The 18,189-nt window shown below is 59.3% G+C and carries 17 protein-coding genes and 1 tRNA gene; 8 read left to right on the top strand and 10 right to left on the bottom strand.

Translation table 11 applies throughout. The annotated features are described in order from the left end of the window. Positions 1-16: 16 nt before the first annotated feature. On the bottom strand, positions 17-817 hold the full coding sequence (locus tag LGH74_RS22630) for a hypothetical protein (RefSeq protein ID WP_226180062.1): 801 nt from the start codon (positions 815-817) through the stop codon (positions 17-19). A gap of 66 nt (positions 818-883) precedes the next feature. Between LGH74_RS22630 and LGH74_RS22625 the strand changes: the two genes are divergently transcribed. Then, positions 884-1,741: a nucleotidyltransferase domain-containing protein gene (locus LGH74_RS22625; protein WP_226180060.1), complete on the top strand. Its 858-nt coding sequence runs from the start codon at positions 884-886 to the stop codon at positions 1,739-1,741. Positions 1,742-1,771: 30 nt separating this feature from the next. After that, positions 1,772-2,857, top strand: a complete 1,086-nt coding sequence (locus LGH74_RS22620) for a DNA polymerase beta superfamily protein (protein WP_226180058.1) — start codon at positions 1,772-1,774, stop codon at positions 2,855-2,857. Here the strand turns inward: LGH74_RS22620 and LGH74_RS22615 are convergent. Continuing rightward, the gene (locus LGH74_RS22615) at positions 2,854-3,078 is read right to left on the bottom strand and encodes a hypothetical protein (protein WP_226180056.1); all 225 of its coding nucleotides are present in this window, start codon (positions 3,076-3,078) and stop codon (positions 2,854-2,856) included. The genes LGH74_RS22620 and LGH74_RS22615 overlap by 4 nt on opposite strands. Before the next feature lie 182 nt (positions 3,079-3,260). Here LGH74_RS22615 and LGH74_RS22610 point away from each other — a divergent pair, with 182 nt between their 5' ends. After that, the gene (locus LGH74_RS22610) at positions 3,261-6,740 is read left to right on the top strand and encodes a response regulator (RefSeq protein WP_226180054.1); all 3,480 of its coding nucleotides are present in this window, start codon (positions 3,261-3,263) and stop codon (positions 6,738-6,740) included. Between the two features lie 116 nt (positions 6,741-6,856). Here the strand turns inward: LGH74_RS22610 and LGH74_RS22605 are convergent, their stop codons facing one another. Further along, complete coding sequence (locus LGH74_RS22605; protein ID WP_226180052.1) at positions 6,857-7,285, bottom strand: LytR/AlgR family response regulator transcription factor; 429 nt, start codon at positions 7,283-7,285, stop codon at positions 6,857-6,859. A 319-nt stretch (positions 7,286-7,604) separates the two neighbouring features. Here LGH74_RS22605 and LGH74_RS22600 point away from each other — a divergent pair, with 319 nt between their 5' ends. After that, positions 7,605-7,880 carry a hypothetical protein gene (locus tag LGH74_RS22600; RefSeq protein WP_226180050.1) on the top strand — a complete coding sequence of 92 codons (276 nt, stop codon included), beginning with the start codon at positions 7,605-7,607 and terminating at the stop codon, positions 7,878-7,880. 103 nt (positions 7,881-7,983) lie between these two features. On the opposite strand, the gene LGH74_RS22595 is transcribed toward LGH74_RS22600, so the two are convergent. Together LGH74_RS22595 and LGH74_RS22590 are read right to left on the bottom strand one after the other, a co-directional pair. Beyond that, on the bottom strand, positions 7,984-8,553 hold the full coding sequence (locus LGH74_RS22595; protein ID WP_226180048.1) for an ankyrin repeat domain-containing protein: 570 nt from the start codon (positions 8,551-8,553) through the stop codon (positions 7,984-7,986). 231 nt (positions 8,554-8,784) lie between these two features. Continuing rightward, positions 8,785-9,036 (bottom strand): hypothetical protein, encoded by a 252-nt coding sequence (locus LGH74_RS22590; RefSeq protein ID WP_226180046.1) that lies wholly within the window; start codon positions 9,034-9,036, stop codon positions 8,785-8,787. A 447-nt stretch (positions 9,037-9,483) separates the two neighbouring features. Here LGH74_RS22590 and LGH74_RS22585 point away from each other — a divergent pair, with 447 nt between their 5' ends. Continuing rightward, a complete protein-coding gene (locus LGH74_RS22585; protein WP_226180044.1) occupies positions 9,484-9,948 on the top strand; it encodes a YdgH/BhsA/McbA family protein in 465 nt (154 codons plus the stop codon). A 253-nt stretch (positions 9,949-10,201) separates the two neighbouring features. On the opposite strand, the gene LGH74_RS22580 is transcribed toward LGH74_RS22585, so the two are convergent. The 5 genes from LGH74_RS22580 to LGH74_RS22560 form a co-directional block, all read right to left on the bottom strand. Further along, complete coding sequence (locus LGH74_RS22580) at positions 10,202-10,444, bottom strand: hypothetical protein (protein ID WP_226180042.1); 243 nt, start codon at positions 10,442-10,444, stop codon at positions 10,202-10,204. Between the two features lie 742 nt (positions 10,445-11,186). Continuing rightward, positions 11,187-11,645, bottom strand: coding sequence for a hypothetical protein (locus tag LGH74_RS22575; protein WP_226180040.1), 459 nt, complete (start codon positions 11,643-11,645; stop codon positions 11,187-11,189). Between the two features lie 271 nt (positions 11,646-11,916). Next, a tRNA-Thr gene (locus tag LGH74_RS22570) sits at positions 11,917-11,989 on the bottom strand. Positions 11,990-12,031: 42 nt separating this feature from the next. Continuing rightward, entirely contained in the window at positions 12,032-14,521 is a 2,490-nt protein-coding gene (locus LGH74_RS22565; RefSeq protein ID WP_226180038.1) for a DUF349 domain-containing protein, read from the bottom strand. A gap of 65 nt (positions 14,522-14,586) precedes the next feature. After that, entirely contained in the window at positions 14,587-15,153 is a 567-nt protein-coding gene (locus LGH74_RS22560) for a YqgE/AlgH family protein (protein WP_226180035.1), read from the bottom strand. Between the two features lie 249 nt (positions 15,154-15,402). Between LGH74_RS22560 and pdxH the strand changes: the two genes are divergently transcribed. The 3 genes from pdxH (at position 15,403) to LGH74_RS22545 (ending at position 18,076) form a co-directional block, all read left to right on the top strand. After that, positions 15,403-16,053: a pyridoxamine 5'-phosphate oxidase gene (gene pdxH, locus LGH74_RS22555; RefSeq protein ID WP_226180033.1), complete on the top strand. Its 651-nt coding sequence runs from the start codon at positions 15,403-15,405 to the stop codon at positions 16,051-16,053. A gap of 138 nt (positions 16,054-16,191) precedes the next feature. Then, positions 16,192-17,523 (top strand): DUF1015 domain-containing protein, encoded by a 1,332-nt coding sequence (locus LGH74_RS22550; RefSeq protein WP_226180031.1) that lies wholly within the window; start codon positions 16,192-16,194, stop codon positions 17,521-17,523. After that, positions 17,480-18,076 carry a Maf family nucleotide pyrophosphatase gene (locus LGH74_RS22545; protein ID WP_226180029.1) on the top strand — a complete coding sequence of 199 codons (597 nt, stop codon included), beginning with the start codon at positions 17,480-17,482 and terminating at the stop codon, positions 18,074-18,076. Before LGH74_RS22550 ends, LGH74_RS22545 begins: the two co-directional genes overlap by 44 nt. Positions 18,077-18,189: the final 113 nt, after the last annotated feature.

Raw genomic sequence — 18,189 nt, 5'->3', positions numbered from 1 at the left:
GAACGTAAATCCGCGGCTAATCCACTTCCTCGCACTCCGATTTGACGGTCGTGAACAGCTGTGCGTAGCGGCCGCGCAGCCGCTCAGTGGGCTCCACGTAGTCGATGGTTTCGTTTACGCAGTTCCACCAGCCGAAGCCCAGCAGCTCGACCTGCGCGTACTGCCGCCAGTTGGGTTCGGCCGCTTCCTGCTCAAAGCGCCGCTGCAGCGACTCGGGCACACTATTGTTGCGCTGCTGCTCGCGCACGAGCTGCTGCCAGGTTTGCCGGATCAGGCTGTCGTTGCCGGTAGCCAGGCCCCGGATGTAGAATTTGCACGAGGCCGGATACGGGGCGCTCAGCAGCACCGCGGGGTTGGCATAGGCCTGCATTGTGAGCTTTTTAGCCCGGTACTGGTTGTCGAGCGACTGTAGCTTGCGGCGTTTGAGCTTCTGCCACCGGGCCTCGGGCACCAGCTCCAGGGCCAGCAGCCGGGCCCGCACTTTGGTGTATTCCGCTTCCAGGGTATCGAGGCTGAGCTTGGCAATATCCTCGGGCTTGAAGACGGTTTCGTTGGTGGTCAGCACGCCGCCCATCAGCAGCTCGTGGGTATCGGCCAGCTGCTGGGCGGTGTATTTGCGCGTGTCGTAGCGGCCGGTGAAGCTGCACATTTCACTTTCCCAGCGGAAGGTCGCCAGCGTGTCGGCCGGGGCCGAAACGGCCGCCGGAGTTTTGGGTGTCACATTCTGAGTGGCAGTAGTTGTTTGTTCGCTGGGAGTATCACGGGTGCAGGCGCTGAGCAGGCCCAGCAGCAGCCAACTGGAAACGGCGTATTTCACGGGAAGAGAAAAAGAAGCGGCGAAGAAAGTCGCCGAATATAGGCGGCTAAATATACACGCCGTTTGGTGGGCAAAATCAACCGGCCGGTCGGCTTTCCGCTGGTTTGCTCTACTTTCGGTTCGTTTTCCCTGCTCTACCCGCTGCTTACCCTCATGCACGCCCGTATTCACACCACGCTCACCCAGCTCGAAGCCACCCACGGCATCCGCATCCTGTACGCGGCCGAGGCGGGCAGCCGCGCCTGGGGCTTCCCCTCGCCCACTTCCGACTACGACGTGCGCTTTATCTACTGCCACCCGGCCGCCTGGTACCTCACGCTCGACGAGGGCCCCGACACGCTCAACTTCCCCGTGGAAGGCCTGCTGGACATGGGCGGCTGGGAGCTGCGCAAAACCCTGAAGCTGCTACGCGGCTCCAACGCGGCCCTGTTTGAGTGGCTGCAGTCGCCGATAGTGTACCACGAAGCCCCTGGTTTTCAGGCGGGCCTCGCGCCTTTTCTGCCCCGCACCTTCAACCTGCGCGCCGGCCTGCACCACTACCTGGGCTTGGTGCGCCGTGGCCTCACCACCGATTTCACCGCTGAACAGGTGCGGCTGAAGCGGCTCTTCTACGCCCTGCGCTCAGCCCTAGCCGCCCGCTGGATCCGGACGCGCCACGCGCTGCCGCCCATGCAGTTTGCCCAGCTGCGGGCCGTATTGCCGCTGGAACTGGAGGCCGAAGTCACTGAGCTGCTGGCCCTCAAAGCCCGGGCCGATGAGAAAACCACCGTGGACCGCCCCGCCGTGCTACTTACGTTTCTGGAGCAGGAATACGACGCGGCTACGGCCAGCCGCGACACGCTGCCCGTGCCTCAGGGCCCGGAGCCAACCACGGAGCTGAACCAGCTGCTGCAGCATTGGCTGCACGTCTCGTTTCCGGCCTGAACCCACTCACTTGCCAACCCTGCCTACCGCGTGCTGACCATTGACTACCTGCGCCGCCACGGCCTGCTGCTGTTCGAAGCCATCAGCGGCAGCCGCGCCTACGGCACCGATTTGCCCCACTCCGATACCGACCTGAAGGGCGTGTTCATCCTGCCCGAGCACGACTTCTACGGCCTCGACTACGTGCCCCAGGTGGCCAACGCCACCAACGACGAGGTATTCTACGAGCTGCGGCGCTTCGTGGAGCTGCTGCTCAAAAACAACCCCACGGCCCTCGAAATCCTCGGTACGCCGCCCGACTGCATCATCTACCAGCACCCGCTGTTTGCCGCCTTCCGCACCGAGAATTTTCTCTCTAAGCTCTGCCGCCAAACTTTTGCCGAGTACGCCGTAGCCCAGATTCGCAAGGCCAAGGGGCTGAACAAGAAAATCAACAACCCCGAGCCGCCGGCCCGCAAATCGGTGCTCGATTTCTGTTACGTGACGGTCGGTGCCGGCGCCATGCCTGCCGAAAAGTGGCTCAGCCGCCAGAACCTACCGGCCCGGCAGTGCGGCCTGGCCAACGTGCCCCACCTCACCGACCTCTACGCCCTGTTTGTGGACCCTGACCCGGCCGCTCCCCTGGGCTACCGGGGCCTGCTGCGCGACGCGGAAACCTCCAACGACGTGCTGCTCTCGGCTGTGCCCAAGGGCGAGGTGCCGGTGGCGTACCTCTCGTTCAACCGCAACGGCTACTCCACCTACTGCCGCGTGTACAAGGAGTACTGGGACTGGGTGGCACGCCGCAACACGGAGCGCTACGAAAACACGGTGCAGCACGGCAAAAACTACGACGCCAAAAACATGCTGCACGTGTTTCGGCTGCTGCGTACGGCCCTCGAAATTGCCAGCACCAGCCAGCTGCACGTGCGCCGCCCCGACCGGGACTTTCTGCTTCAGATCCGGCGGGGCGAGTTTGAGTACGACGCCCTCGTGGCCCAGGCTGAGGAGCTGGTAGCGCAGGTCGACGCTGCCTTTGCCACCTCGGCCCTACCCGACGCCCCCGACCGTGATGTGGCCGAAGAGCTGCTACGCACGGTTCGGCGGCAGTTTTATGCCCTGCCGCCACGCTCCTAAAATCGGCTTCGTGAGTGGCCAGCTTTGCGCGGCAGGGCGGGGAGTTTAAACCAGCCCGATTGGCGGTGGCGCTTGGCCCCGCGGTAGAGCTTGTAGTTGGGCCGGTGCACGTACACCCGACCTTTGGCTTTGGCCCGCGCGTAGGCAGTGGGCCGGCCGGCGGCGCATTCGCCAGCCAGGAACAAAAACAGGACGCCAAACAGAAACAGCACTTTAGTCATCTTCTAAACCGTTGGTGTAGAACAAGAACTGATTCAGGGGCGAAATTATTGTCCTGTAGCCAGCCACTGCCCCAACCCGGTCTGATTCTGCCTTTCCAACGGCTGACACCCTTTTCGTCAGCTCGGCCTTGGTGGTAGTAGCCGCCGGCGTGTATATTCGTTGCTTATTGAATTCGCCGCCCATGCCCGCCCCCGCCCTTCCCGACCCTCTTGCTGCTGAGCTTCAGCAAGAACGAACCCGCCGCCAGCAGGCCGAAGCGCGCATTGCCGAGCTGGAGCAGCAGCTCGCCGACAGCCAGGCTACCACGCGGCGCTACCACACCCGCCTGGCCTCGCTGGTCCAGAACCTGCGCATCGGCTTTATGCTCGTCGATGACAACGGCATGGTGGAACTCGTCAACCAGCGCTACTGTGAGCTGTTTGGCATCGAAGATATTTCGGCCGACGCGGCTCCGACCACGGGAATGGCCGTAGCCGCGCGCATCCGCCACAATTTTCAGGATCCGAACGCCTACCTGGCGCGGGCTAGCGCCATTCGACAGGCGGGCCACTCGGTGCTGAATGAGGAGCTGCTGCTAGCCGACGGCCGGGTGCTGGAGCGCGACTACCTGGTGCTCGACAACGTAATGGCCGGCCGTCTGGTGTGCTACCGCGACGTGACCGAGCGCTACCAGCGCGAAGCCCAGCTGCGCACCGTGTCGCTGATTGCCGAGCAAAATCCCAACCCCGTGCTGCGCCTCACCGCCGCCGGCGAGCTGGTGTATGCCAACCCGGGCGCCGCCGGGCTGGTGCAGGTGTTGGGCACCGATGCCGCCCTGCGCACTCAGCTTCTGACGCTGGTAACGGCTGCCCTGGCCACAACCGACGCCCAGCAGCAGGAAATAGCCGTGGGCCAGCAGTATTTCCTGTTGCAGGTGACGCCCGTGCCCCAGGAGCAGTATGCCACGCTGTACCTGGTCGATATTACAGCCCGTCGCCACGCCGAGCAGCAGTTGGCCGAGCAGCGCGAATTCTACGAAGTCATTCTCAAAGAGCTGCCCGTAGGTGTGTCGGTATTCGACGACCAGCACCGCTACCTGTTTACCAACCCCAACGTTTGCCCCGACGAGGCCACGCGCCAGTGGATGCTGGGCAAAGACAATTTCGAGGTAACGGCCTTCCGCCGGCGGCCCCGGGCCCTGGCCGAGCAGCGCCAGCAGATGTTTGAGCAGGCCGTGGCCGGGCAGCGCGACGTGCAGTGGCAGGAAACGGTGGAGGACCATACGGGCACGCAGCACGTATTGCGCCGCTTCCACCCCGTATTTGCCGCCGATGGCCAGTTGCGCCTCGTGGTGGCCTACGGCCTCGACGTGACGGAGCGCTACCGGGCCGAGCAGCAGCTGGCCGAGCAGCGCGAGTTCTACGAGACGATTCTCAACGAGCTGCCCACCGATATCGGCGTTTTCGACCTCCAGCACCGGTATCTGTTCGTCAACCCAATGGGCATCCGCAACCCCGAGGTGCGGGCCTGGATTATTGGTAAAGACCACTTCGAGTACTGCGCCTACCGCCAGCGGCCCATCGACATGGCCGTGCAGCGCAAGCGGATGTTTGACGAAGTGTTGCAGCAGCGCCGCAGCGTTACCATCGAAGAAACCATTGAGACGCCGGACGGAGCGCGCCGCATGCTGCGTATTGTGAAGCCGATTCTCAACCCGGATGGCACGGTGCGCCTGATGGTGGCCTACGGCCTCGACATTACCGAGCGGCACCAAGCCGAGCAGCAGGTAAACGAGCAGCAGGAATTCATCCACCAAATCGTCAATACCTCGCCCAACCTGCTCTACGTCACCGACGAAACCGGCACGCCCATCTTCACCAATGCCGCCTTCAAGGAACTGATGTCCCGTAGCAACCATCTGCAGAGCAGCCCGGACGCCGACACGCCCGAAGGGGCCGAGCTGCGCCAGCTCACGGAATGGAATGCGGTGGTAATGGCCACGGGCGAGGAGGTTTCCGGCGAAATGCCCTTCACGCTGGCCAGCGGCCAGGTAGTGCAGCTGCAGGTAGTGAAGCGCCCCTTGCTGCGCCCCCACGGCCTGCGGGAAGTGCTGACGGTGGGCACCGACGTGACGGAGCTGAAGCGGGCCAAACGCGAAGCGGAAGCGGCGGCCACGGCCCGGGAAAACTTTCTGGCCAATATGAGCCACGAGATTCGCACGCCCATGAACGGTGTGCTGGGCATGGCCGGCTTGCTCACCCGCACCCCGCTCAGCGCCCAGCAACAGGAGTACGTGGCCATTATCCGCAACTCGGGCAACCACCTGCTGGGTTTGCTGAATGATATTCTGGACGTGGCCAAAATCACCTCGGGCAAGCTGGAGCTGGAACAGATTCCGTTCGATCTGAACCAGACGCTGCAGGCCGTGGGCCAGACCATCAGCTTTCAGGCCGCGGCCAAAGGGTTGAGCTTTCGGACCGAGCCCGTGGCCCTGCCCCACCCGGCCGTGCTCAGCGACCCGCAGCGCCTGAGCCAGGTGCTACTCAACCTGCTCAGCAACAGCCTCAAGTTTACGGAGCGCGGCACCATCACGCTCAGCGCCCGGCTGCTGGCCGAAACCGATACGACGCTCAGCATCGGCTTTCTGGTCACCGACACGGGCCTGGGCGTGGCCCACGACAAGCAGGAAGCTATTTTCTCCACCTTTACCCAGGCCTACGCCGATACCAGCCGCCGGTTTGGGGGCTCGGGCCTGGGTCTGTCCATTAGCAGCAGTCTGGTTGAGCAGCTGGGCGGCCACTTGCTGATGTGCAGCGAACCAGGTGCCGGCACCAGCTTTGGCTTTACGCTCACATTCGCTAAAGCCTCGGCGGAGGAAGTGCTGGCCGCCAATCCGGGCGAAAACGAGCAGGACCTGGCCGAAGCTACCCAAGCCATTCGGGGGCTGCGCGTGCTGCTGGTGGAAGACCACGACGTGAACCGGCAGCTGGCTGAGCTGGTGCTGGCCAGCTACGAGGTGGTGGTAGAAACGGCTACCGATGGGGCGGCGGCCCTGGCCCTGTTTGAGCAGCAGGTTTTCGACGTGATTCTGATGGACATTCAGATGCCGGGGATGAACGGCCTGGAAGCCACGGCCCGCATCCGGCAGTACCCCGACGTGGCCCGGGCCCAAACGCCCATTATTGCCCTGACGGCCAACGCCTTCCTGGCTGATAACGAAAAGTACCTGGCCGCCGGTATGAACGACTGCCTGGCCAAACCCTTCGAGGCCAGTGAGCTGGTGCGCAAAATTCTGGCCCTGCACCGCGCCGACCCGCGTCCCGGCCAGCCCCTGTTTGCCCTCGGCGACCTGCAGCGCACCGCCCGGGGCAACGACGTATTCGTGCGGCGCATCCTCGACTCGTTTCTAACCCATACGCCCCCGATGGTGCTGCAGCTGCAGGATGCTGCCACCACCGCCGACTGGCCCCGGGCCGCCGCGCTGGCCCACCGCATCAAACCCTCGCTGAAGCTGCTTATGGCCCAAGAACTGCTACCCTTCGTGGCTACGCTGGAAGACCCGGCGGCTAATACTGCTGCTCGTACCGAGGCCATTGAGCAACTGCTGCTACAGCTGCCCCAATTGCTCTGGCAGCTGCAGCACCACGTTTCCAATGCTCCGGCAGCTGCCCCAGCCAGTTAATAGCGCGGCTACTCTCTGCCAACAAGCCCCCGAATCGACTGCGTGAGAGCAGGCTTCGGGGGCTTGTTCAGTAAGAAAAAAACCGGCCAGCAGCACTAGCCCAGCGTTGAAATCAGCTACGAGCCCGGTGTGAGAAACCGTTTGGCAGTAGTAGAATCGGCGCTGAGCAGCTCTGAAACGCGCTTTACGGCCAGCATGAACCGCTCGAAGTCGAAGGGCTTGACCAAGTAGTCGGCTACCCGCAGCTCGAAAGCTTCCCAGGCAAAGTTCTCGTGGGCCGTGGTGAGCACTACCTGGGGTGGCTCGGGCAGCAGGCGCAGCATATCCAGGCCATTCAGATCGGGCATTTCCACGTCCAGAAACAGCACGTCGACGCGGCGGCCGGTGCTGAAAAAGCTCAACCCCTCCACGCTGCCCGACAGGGAGGCTTCCAGTTGCAGCGAGCCGCTCAGGGCGACGTAGTGCTCCAGCGTCAGCCGGTTAATTTCGTCATCGTCCAGAATAGCACAAGTCAGAAGCGCGGGCTCAACAGCGGAATGCAGCATAGAGAAGTGGATAACAGGCAGCGGCTACCGAAAAGATAGCGGCTTCGGACCGGCAGTGGGTAGTAATTGCTGGGGGCAACCCTGTTCGAAACAGGTATAACACAAATATATGAGAATAATGAAACGAGCTACCGGAGCGGCCGTTTTCTTTTCGCGGGTCCTTTGTCAGCTGCTCCCTGCCCTTACAGCCGGCGACCCGGCCTTGTTTACCGCCGAGCTGGGTAGCTAGTTATGCCAAACCTGAGTCTAGAAATACCCCTTTTTGATACCTCAACTTCGCCAGCGCCGTATACACGCTCAACACCAACCGCGTAAGCTGATGGACTCTACGTATTTCAAGCCTATTTCCTCGGCCTTACCCGAAGAGGAAGTGGCTGCTCGCCTCAAGCGCCAGCGCCACGCCGAATGGGGTATTGCCGTGGCCTCAATGGGTGGCACCGGCCCCCGGCCCGAGCTACTGCACGAGCTGCAGCGCTACATCGACGGCGAACTGACCATTCAACAGCTGGCCCAGCTTCCCTACCCACCGGATGTGAAAGCCTCGCCCGCCATCCAGGCAATTCTCACCCGCGAGCGACTAAGCAACGCGGCGTAAGGGCATAAAAAATCCCGGTCAGTGACCGGGATTTTTTATGCCCTTACGCCGCGTCTACCAGTAACCGGCGAGGCTATCCTTCCCGCAGCAAAACCAGAGCTTACTACTGCAGCAGCTGAAGCGCTTCCTCATTGCCTTGCTGCACAGCCAGATCCAGCGCCGTCAGGCCTCGCACGTCACGGATGCTGGTATCGGCACCTGCGTCGAGCACAATCTTCACCAGCTTATTGCGGCCAAACAGCGTAGCAAACATCAGGGCAGTACCGCCGTTACCGTTCTGCAGGTTTAAGTCAGCGCCATGCTCAATCAGCAGACTGGCAATTTCGGGGTAACCTTTGAAGCAAACGCCCATCAGGGCCGTGTTGCCGCTTACATCCTGCACGTTGGGGTCGGCACCGGCAGCCAGCAGCACTTCGGTGGCTGCCTGCTGCCCGTCGTAGGCGGCAATAATCAGCGCTGTGAAGCCTTTGCCATTCTGCACGTTCACATCCAACGGGCCAGCCAGCAACTCTTGCAGATACGCTACGTCGCCGCGGCGGGCGGCATCAAACAAGAGGTCTTCGGGCTGAGAAGAAGAAAAATTCATTGAGAGTAGTAGAGAAGTAATGAGAAGAAACCCTGCTGCTGATACGGCAAAAGTGCGAACCGGATTAGTTGCGACTGATATATTCATCGAACCGCACTCAACCTATACGCAGCCAAAATAATGGTTATGGTAAAAAGCAACGGCAAAAGCAGCGTATTCCTCCCGTGACCTATTCTATAGTGCGACGTTCTATTTCCCGCCCCAGCGCTGATTTACGCGGAAGTCCAGATAACTATTAGGCGGCATTGCAAAGAAAAAGCCCTCGTTACCGGGGGCTTTTTCTTTGCAATGCCAGAAAAATAATTCTCCTGCTGCGTTTTACTCAGTGGCAGCCGCTTTGGGCTTACGGCCGCGCTTAGCACCATTGGGATTGGTTACGCGGGGCTTGCGCACTTTGGCAGCTGGTTGATAATCATCAGCCAGTACAGTTTCCATCTCGGCAACAGCTTGGCTCAGAGCATTAATAGCAGAGGAAACACCCCGCAGTGCCTTGCGCAAATCTTTCTTTACGACCTCGCTGTTTTTAGCAGCCTTGAGAACCTCTTCGAATTGGCTGAAATCTAATGCCATGCTGATGTTTTTTAAGGGTGAATGAAAGCAGAGTCAATTGTTAATCGACTCTGCCGCAAACGTAACAGATTCATTTTCGTTTTCAATTAATTTTAAAAAGCTTTTTTATATTATGTAGCTAGAGAATTAATCAACTATACCTTTTGCCGCGTCCCATTTGCTGCTAAAGCCCGAATTCCTAGGCTGACCCAAGATGAATTATTGTGTTCTTATTTTATTAGCCGACCCGGTAAGAACAGCAAGTGACCCACCGCAACAGCCCCTACAGAAGTTCGTTACCCCTGCTCTACTTTCCCAACTAATCTTCTCATCTACTAGCTGCATACTACCTATCATAGAGCTATTGGGTTGGAATTTAATTCTGGTAGCTGCTGTTTTTCCTCTTGCCACCGGGTGCTTTCTGTTACTATTTTAGAGGGAGCCCAAAAACAATCCTTAACTTCCCTTATGAAACGAATTTATGCCCTGCCTCTGCTGGCGCTCATATCTGCCTGCAGTAAAGATTCGACTCCCGATCCGGCACCCAATCCTCCCACGGATGCGCATACTGCCTGGGTAGAATACGCTATGCTTGGCCTGGAGTCGGTGGCTCCTGTTGCTTCTCTGGACTTATCGGCCACCAGTGGCCTCGATTGGCAGCAGGCTATGCAAACCCCTGATCCTTACGCTAAGGGCACTACCAGCAAGACGCTTACTTACAAGGATGCTCAGACGCTGGTTGTCACCCTGACTGTTCCCACGAAGCCAGCTACGGTCAACAAAGACACGTTTCTAGGTGCTCAGCTCGTGGTAGATGGAAAGGTGCAGGGCGAAGTTATAATGGATAAAACCTTCCTTGCCAACCCCGGCAACTATAAAAGCGGAGTGGGTGCCACGATGACGCTCACCGTAAATACCAAGGATATTAAATAAGCGTATTTCCGGAATACCTCCACCTAATCAACGGGTTTTCTTCTGAGGAGCTTTGAGTAAAAAAAGTCCCGGCCTTGCTGTCGGGACTTTTTTTATTTGGAGGTGCAAACTACCTGGTAAGGTCACAAAGTTGTTCCGGTATTATGGCCCTTCGTAATTCATTCAGCGGCTAATCAGCAGCTTTTCCGTAGTGCACCCTGTCGACTACTAGCTCTGAAGCCGAAAGCAGGCTTGACTGACGTTAGTGAAAAAGCTAAAAGCTCCTGTATAAGTCGGGGCTTTCTAATGATGTCTTGGGCTGCCGTTGCTCCGATTCCTTAAGAATTTGCTTGGCTTCAGCAAGTTGGCGTAGGGAGCCTTGATGATTATCGTCCCACTCTCTCCATATCGTTTCTCCTTCACTATCATCGAAGGGATAGGGAGGCTGCTGGCTTTCGGCTTCGAGAAAGGCAGTAAAGGCCTTAACTATAGTGGCAACCCAGGCAGGAATAATCATTTGATCTTCAGGATAAGGGTGCGAGTATTAAGCTATACGAATATAAAAACACTGCCCGTCATTGAAAAGCTGAACAGCTCTTTGAAAGGGAATCAGGCAGATAGGCCCCGGCTTATTATAAGGTAGCCAATAGACTAAGTAGGCCTATAAGCGCCAGATAATCGGTAGAAACGGCTGCTGGCTGCATAGTGCCGGGCTGCTTTGGACCGGCGCTGATGAGAAAATTATTTCCGTGCCTTTTGTCCAAAAAAACATGGGCATCATAACAACAGTAACAAGCAAGTATAGTGCATCTGTATTAATTATCTGTGTAAGACATTCGCTCAAAAGCATGCTCACAAACGAATCTTTAGCTGGCTGTTATTGAACGGGAAGCCCAGCTCATCCGTAATTATAGTAGTTATTGAACCGGCAGCGCAAGCCAAGACTTTTTCGTATGTTATCATTCTACCAATAGCCATAAATAACACCCTGTCATCGAAACAACTACCGACTTTAATACTCTGTGGCACATGGATTTACTCCACAGAATAAATTAGCATAGTTCCCGAGGAAGTAACGAGCTACGTACCAGAATTCAGCTTATTTGGTACGCATCCCAGCAGGCTATCAGTAATAAAGCAAGCCGATTACAAGCGCTAAAAATAAAGCCTGAGGAAATTGAGACGCTTTAAGTAGTAGCTGTAACTCATAAAAAAAGCCCCGGCCAGATGGTCGGGGCTTTTCTTGATAATAGTGCTTGTTATTTCTTGCCTTTAGCTTTCATTTTGCCTTTGCCGTTTTCCTTGTCATTCATCGTCAGCTTTACCGAACCGTTCGGCTCCGTAACAGTTACGTTGGTATAGGTGCGCGTAACGCCGTCACTATTGGTTTCCGTCCATGTTGAATTAAACACAACGCGCTGAGCTGGGCGTTGCGCCTCCGGAAGCGTCGCTGTCCAGACGGCCATTGCATGCCCCGAGGGTGTAAACATAAACTTCTCCTGGGTCATATTCACGCAGCCATTGGCTGGAATACTTGGAATACCTAGCAAACTATTACCTATGCAGAGCGCACGATCCGTCTTTTGGACATATGCGCCGTTGCCCTGTTGAACCAAGTTAGTGCCATCTATCCGGTTCTGTGCCTGCAGGCTAGTGGAGCCTGCCAGAAGCAAAACAATGGTGAAAGTGGCCGAGGCATTTTGAAGGAAGTTTTTCATTGTGAAGAGAGAGTGGGTAAGTAGATAAGAGCCGTTAGCCAAACACCGTACCACCTTTGCGGTGGTAGGCTTGTCAGCAACAACGCAGACGCTGCTACAGACGTCAAACCCGCATGCTAGTACCTCTCTTCCCTCCCGCCTTCCACACCTTATCCTTCGCATAATAACTGACCGATACTTCAGGGCTGTGCCGAAACAAGCGCACTGGCGGACACACCAACAAAAAACCCCTTGTAAATACGTGATTTACAAGGGGCTTCGAAGCAATTTGAGCCTCCTGCCGGGATCGAACCAGCGACCTACTGATTACAAGTCAGTTGCTCTACCAGCTGAGCTAAGGAGGCGAATTGTGGTGCAAAACTAGTGCTTCCACCACAATTCCCAAACTATGCGCGAATAATTTTCAATTGTTTTTTCAGTCCGTCAATGCGGCCTTTCGCTTCCTCAATACGGCCCTGGTACTCTTCGCGCAGCTGGCTGGCATTCTTCGACCGCGCAAAGAACTCAAGGTTAGTCTGTAAGGTGGCAATGTCGTTTTCCAGCTCGTTAATCTCGCGGCGCAGTGCCTGCTCCTTGCGGTACAAAGCCTGCTGCGAATCGGGGCTGGACTTGAGCCGCTCAACCTGCAGCTGAAACAGCAGATCGGTCCGGTCGGCGTACGAAAGGCCCGGCACGGCATCCAGATAGTTGCCCATCAGGGTCTGGAATTTCTCCTCGGCGCGCTCATTGGAACCACGTGGACCGGCTGAGGCGCTATCGAAGGCACGCCATTCTTCCACGTGCTGACGGAAGCCTTCCAGGGTGCCGGGGGCATCGGCAGAAAGGGCCGCTACGGCTTCGGCTACCCGGTCGAGGTGGGTAGCCTGCTCCTGCGACACTTGCTGAGCCTGTTGTACCCGCTGCTTAGCTTCCTCGTTTTTGCGCTCGAAGAATGAGTCGCAGGCCGTGCGGAAACGGTTCCATACCTTGTCCGACTGCTTCTCGGGCACGCGGCCAATCAGCTTCCAGTCCTTTTGCAGGCGAATCACAATTTCGCGGCCTTCTTCCCAATTTGGGTTTTGCAGCGCGGCTTCGGCCTGTTCGCACAGCTCCAGCTTGCGCTGCAGATTGGCGTTTTTCTCTTCGTCGAGCGACTTGAAGAACTGGTTTTTGCGCTGGAAAAAGCCTTTGTAGGCCGACCAGAACTGCTTGTTGAGCTGCTCGGCTTTGTCGCGGGGCACGAGGCCGGCGGCATCCCACTCCTCTTTCAACTTCTGCAGCTCGTCGGTTTTGGCGCGCCACTCGTTCACGCGCTCTGTCTGGAATTCGGCAAACGGTCGAATTTGCTCCAACAACGCGGTTTTGCGGGTCAGATTGGCATTTTCCTGCGTCGAGCGCACGTTCAGGAATTCCTTCTTCCGGTCGTGTACTTTCTCCGATGCCTGCAGGAAGCGGTTCCAGATGGCGTCGCGCTGCTCGTTAGCCACCGGACCGATGTGCTTCCACTCCTCATGCAGCTGGCGCAGCTCCTGCAGCGCCTTGTTGATGCTGGGCTGGTTGGCCAACGCTTCGGCCCGCCCAATCAGGGCTTCCTTGGCTTCAAGGTTGCGCCGACGGTCCAATTCCTTCATTTCGAAGAACAGGCCGCGGTTATTATAATAGATATCGAGCAGGGCGTGGTAGCTGTTCCAGATTTCCTGAGCGTCTTTCTGGGGCACGGCACCGGTAGCTTTCCAGTCGCTCTGCAGCGCTTTGATGCGGATGGAGCTATCCTTGGTTTCGGCCGACTCCACCAGTTGGCGCAGCTGCGAAAGCAAATACTGCTTGTGGGCCAGATTTTTGGCGCGCTGCTCGTCCTCGGCGCGGGCATCCTTAGCCCGACTGTCGCGGAACTCCTGCAGGGCTTTGGTCAACTCAGCGTGGCCTTCGGGACCGGTGTAGGCAAAATCATCAGCCTCGCTGCCTCCTTCGGTAAAGCGCTGCCGGGCCGCGTTGCGGTCGGCGTTGATACCGGTTTCATACTGGCGGTACAGGTCAAAGATCTGCTTGCGGTTCTGGCGGGCATCGGGGCGCTGCAACAGCGCCAGCAGGTGTGAAGCCTGCGCGGGCAAATCGAGCGTGGTGAAGTCGGGCACCGGAATTTCGGGCACGTACTCCTCCTCTTCCTCGGCGGCCGGGCTGTGGGCAGCCTCAGCGGCCTGCGCCGCTTCGGCTGCCGAGTCGTTGGCCGACGTGGGCAGGGCGGCTAACTCAGCCGGGGCGTTTTCAATATCGGCGGCGGTTTCCAGGGCTACTACCGGCTCGTTTACGGCCGTTACCGGCTCCGGTGCAGTTGGTGTCGATTCGGCTATCGGCGCAACCGCTGCGGGAGTTTCTTCCGTCGTGGTTTCGGCTGGTACGGTCAGCGCTTCAGCTTCCGCAGTGGTGGCACTGGGCGCTGGAGCAGCAGGCGCGCTGGCGGCCGTTTCAGCCACTGCGGCTTCGGCCGACTGCACGCCGGGGTTATCGTGACCGTAGTGGCTTTCGGCGCGGGCCAGAGGCTCCGAAATATCGGCTGCCTCACCGGCCTTCAGCGTGGCCGTGGTTTCGGCAGCGGCTTCGGTAGCGGCGGCCGTGGGCTCGGTAGTGCCGGCGCCCGCGGGGGCATCGGCTACGGGTGGGGTACCCTGGGCGGGGCGCTCGGTGATTTCGTTGGTGGTGGTAGAAGCCACCGGGGCAGTTGGTGCAGGCGCGGGCTCGTTGGGAGCTGCAGCCGGCGCAGCAGGTGGCGTGGCGGCAGCATCGGCCGGATTCTGCTTGGCCTGGATTTCGGCCAGGCGACGCTCCAGAATGCTCATCGGCGACTCCGAAGAAGCATCGGAGCTGTTGGGGGCGGAATTCTCGTTTTCAGGTAACATAAGTCAGAGGAAAAGGCCGGGCCCAAAGGAAAGGATGGGTGGCCCGGCAGCGAAGAAAGCAAAAGCTAATTTAGGCGGGGGTCGGAGGGGTAGTTGGACAGAACCCGGAAGCGGCCACCTTTTTCCCGCAAAATGGCCTGCCAGAAGGCATCATTATCCAAAGTAAATACTTTCCCGGCAGCATTGGGGTGGACAATCCAAACATTTTCCTTCACTTCCTCCTCCAGCTGGCCCGCCGTCCAGCCCGAATAGCCGGCGTAGAGGCGGATATCGTCGGGGCCCAGCTCGCCGCTGAGCAGCAAACCCAGCACTACCTGAAAATCGCCGCCCCAGTACACCTCCTGGCCCAGACTGGTGGCATTGGGCACATCGGCACGGCGGTGTAGGTAGTGCAGCGTATCGGGATACACGGGGCCGCCCAGGCCCAGCGGCAGGCGGGCCGCGGGCGAGGCATCACCGCCGGGCAGCTCCAGCACGTCGCCGAGCAGCAGGTTGGAGGGGCGGTTGAGCACCAGCCCGAACGAGCCTTCTTCCTCCGAGTGGCGGCACATCAGGACCACCGTCCGCTCGAAGTTCGGGTCGCCCAGGAAGGGCTGCGAAATCAATAAACTACTGTCGCGTAGCCGAGGCATGAGAAGAAATTGACGAGTGAACGATACGCTGAAGACCACTGAAAGGACGCCTCCGTAAAAGCGCCGACTGCTGAACACGGCTGAAGCCAAGGCTGAACAAGCTACCGGGCCGGTTGGCGGGGCAGCTGCGGGGTTTCTGCTTTTCCCTTACGCTACCGGGGCGGTGTCGGGTTCCCAAGGGTGCGGTCAATATACTACCTTGCGCCTCTAAAGCCACGGCAATCTACTGTTTTGCGGTTTTCTACTCTTATGAAGGATCAACAATTAGCCGACCTGCGCCAGACCTACGCCCAGCGTACCCTCTCGGAAGCCGACGTGCAGGCCGATGCCGTGCTGCAATTCCGGCAGTGGCTCGATGAGGCCTTGAGCGCCCACCTCGACGAGCCCACGGCCATGACCGTCTCGACGGTGAATGCGGCCGGCCAGCCCTCGGCCCGGGTGGTGCTGCTGAAAGGGTTGCCCGACGACGCGGGGTTTCTGTTTTATACCAACTACGACAGCCGCAAAGGCCACGACCTGAGCGAGCGGCCCCTGGCCGCCCTCACCTTCTTCTGGCCCGGGCTGGAGCGGCAGGTGCGCGTGGAAGGCCGGGTGGAAAAAGCACCGGCGGAACTATCGGACGCCTACTTTCAGAGCCGGCCGCGCGGCAGCCAGATCGGGGCCTGGGCCTCGCCCCAAAGCCAGATTATCGGCAACCGCGAGGAGCTGGAAGCGCAGGAAAAGGCCATTGAGCAGCGCTACGAAGGCCAGGACCCACTGCCCCGCCCTGCGCACTGGGGTGGCTACATTGTGCGGCCCGAGCGGGTCGAGTTCTGGCAGGGCCGCCCCTCCCGCCTCCACGACCGGATTGTGTACGAGCGCGCCGGCCAGGGCTGGACGCTGAGCCGTCTGGCCCCTTGATTCTCATTTATCAATTAACATTTATCCTCTATCATTTCTGACGCAGGCGCTAATGCATGGCCTGCGTAGAGGTGTTGAATGTGCCCCGATAAATGTTAACTGTTACTTGATAGATGTTAAATAATTTACTCTCTGACCTTGGCTGAAATTCAACCCGTGCGCGGCTGGCGCTATAATGCTGAGCTGAGCGCCCACATCGACGACTACGTTTCGCCCTTGTTCGACGTCGTGTCGCAGAAGCAGCGCGAGGCGCTCTACCGCAACCCGCTTAACAGCATTCATTTGTCGGTGCCGCGCGGTGAGGATGCGGCCGGCGCGGCGTTGGTGCGCCTTGCGGAGTGGCAAAGCTCGGGCGTGCTGCGCCAGGATGAAATGCCGGGCATTTACGCCTACTACCAGTATTTCCGGCTGCCGGGCAGTCAGCACGAGTATTGCCGCAAGGGCTTCATGTGCCACATCCGGGCCTACGACTGGGCCGAAAACGTGGTGCTGCGCCACGAAAATACGCTGCCCGCCGCCGTGAATGACCGCGCCGAACTGCTGGCCCGCACCCAGTTCCAGACCAGCGCCACCCACGGCCTCTACCGCGACGAAGACTTCGAGCTGGAGCGCTACCTCGACGAGGCCATGCGCGACCCGCTTTACCAGACTGAGGAAGACTACCAGGGCGCCCGCGACGTGCTGGCCGTGATTCAGGATGCCGCCATTATCCGGCGGTTTCAGGAGGTGCTGGTCCGGCGCGAGGTTATTCTGGCCGATGGGCACCACCGCTACGAAGGCTCCCTGGCCTACCGGCAGGCCCGCATGGCTGCCGAGCCGGAGAACTCGGGTCGGGAGCCGTGGCATTTTCATTTGATGTACCTGACCAACGCCGCCGCCGACGACCTGCGGATTCTGCCCACCCACCGGCTGCTGCTGGAGCTGCCCGCGGGCCTGAGCGACGCGGATTTTCTGGCGCGGCTGGAGCCCTATTTCACGGTGGTGCCCAAGGACGACGCCTACGATTTGCCCGAGCTGATTGCCGGCAAGCAGTGGGCTTTTGGGCTGTATATCGGCGGGCAGGCCTACAAGCTGCGCCTGCGGCCCGAGGTACACGAGCAGCTCAACTGGGACACAACGGCCGAGGTAAAGGCCCTGGATTTGACGGTGCTGCACTTCTTCGTGCTGGAAAAAGCCCTGGGCATCATCGGGCCGGATGCGCAGCGCGCGTGGCCGGGCGTGGCCTACGTGCGCAACTTCTCCGAGTGCCTCACCCGCGTAGACCGGCAGGAAGCCCGCGCCGCGCTTATCGTGAATGAGGTGACAATGGACGAAGTGGAGCGCGTGTGCCACTCGGGGGCCGTCATGCCGCCCAAATCCACCTTTTTCTACCCCAAAACTATCGGGGGCTTCCTCTTTACCTCCATCCGCGACGACGAACACGACAATGCTTTCTACGCCCCCCACCTTGCGCCTGGTACTGGCCTCTAACTCGCCCCGCCGCCGGCAGCTGCTCACCGACCTAGGCCTGCGCTACGAGGTGCGCCTGCAGGAAGTGGACGAAAGCTTCCCCGACCACCTTAAGCGGGCCGAAGTAGCCGAGTATCTGGCCGCCCACAAAGCTGAGGCCTACCGCGCCGGCCTGGCCCCCGACGAGGTGGTGCTTACGGCCGATACCATCGTGTGCCTGGAAGACGACGTGCTGAACAAGCCCGCCGACGAGGCCGAGGCGCGCGCCATGCTCACCCGCCTGCAGGGCCGCGCCCACGACGTGTATACCGGCGTGTGCCTGCTCGGCGGCAACGGCCAGCGCACTGTTTTCTCCGACCAGACCCGGGTGCATTTCCGCAGCCTCACCCCGGCCGAAATCGAGTTTTACGTGCACACCTACCAGCCCCTCGACAAGGCCGGTGCCTACGGAGCCCAGGACTGGATTGGCATGGTAGCCGTGACCCGGCTGGAAGGATCCTACTTCAACGTGATGGGCCTACCGGTGCACCGCGTATGGGAAGAGCTGGAAAAGCTGGGTATCGGCATTGGCTAAAACAGGCCGACGTCCATTTGAATGTAAAGACGTGCAGGGCCGCGTCTCTACGCGTTTATGCGGGTTGCAAATCCACTGAACCCCGCCAGCAGCGTTGTACCAAAAAGAGCTGT

The sequence above is a fragment of the Hymenobacter lucidus genome, from assembly GCF_020447265.1.
GTDB lineage: Bacteria > Bacteroidota > Bacteroidia > Cytophagales > Hymenobacteraceae > Hymenobacter > Hymenobacter lucidus.
The sequence above is the reverse complement of the archived record's forward strand: the minus strand, read 5'-3'. Positions and strand labels throughout refer to the sequence as shown.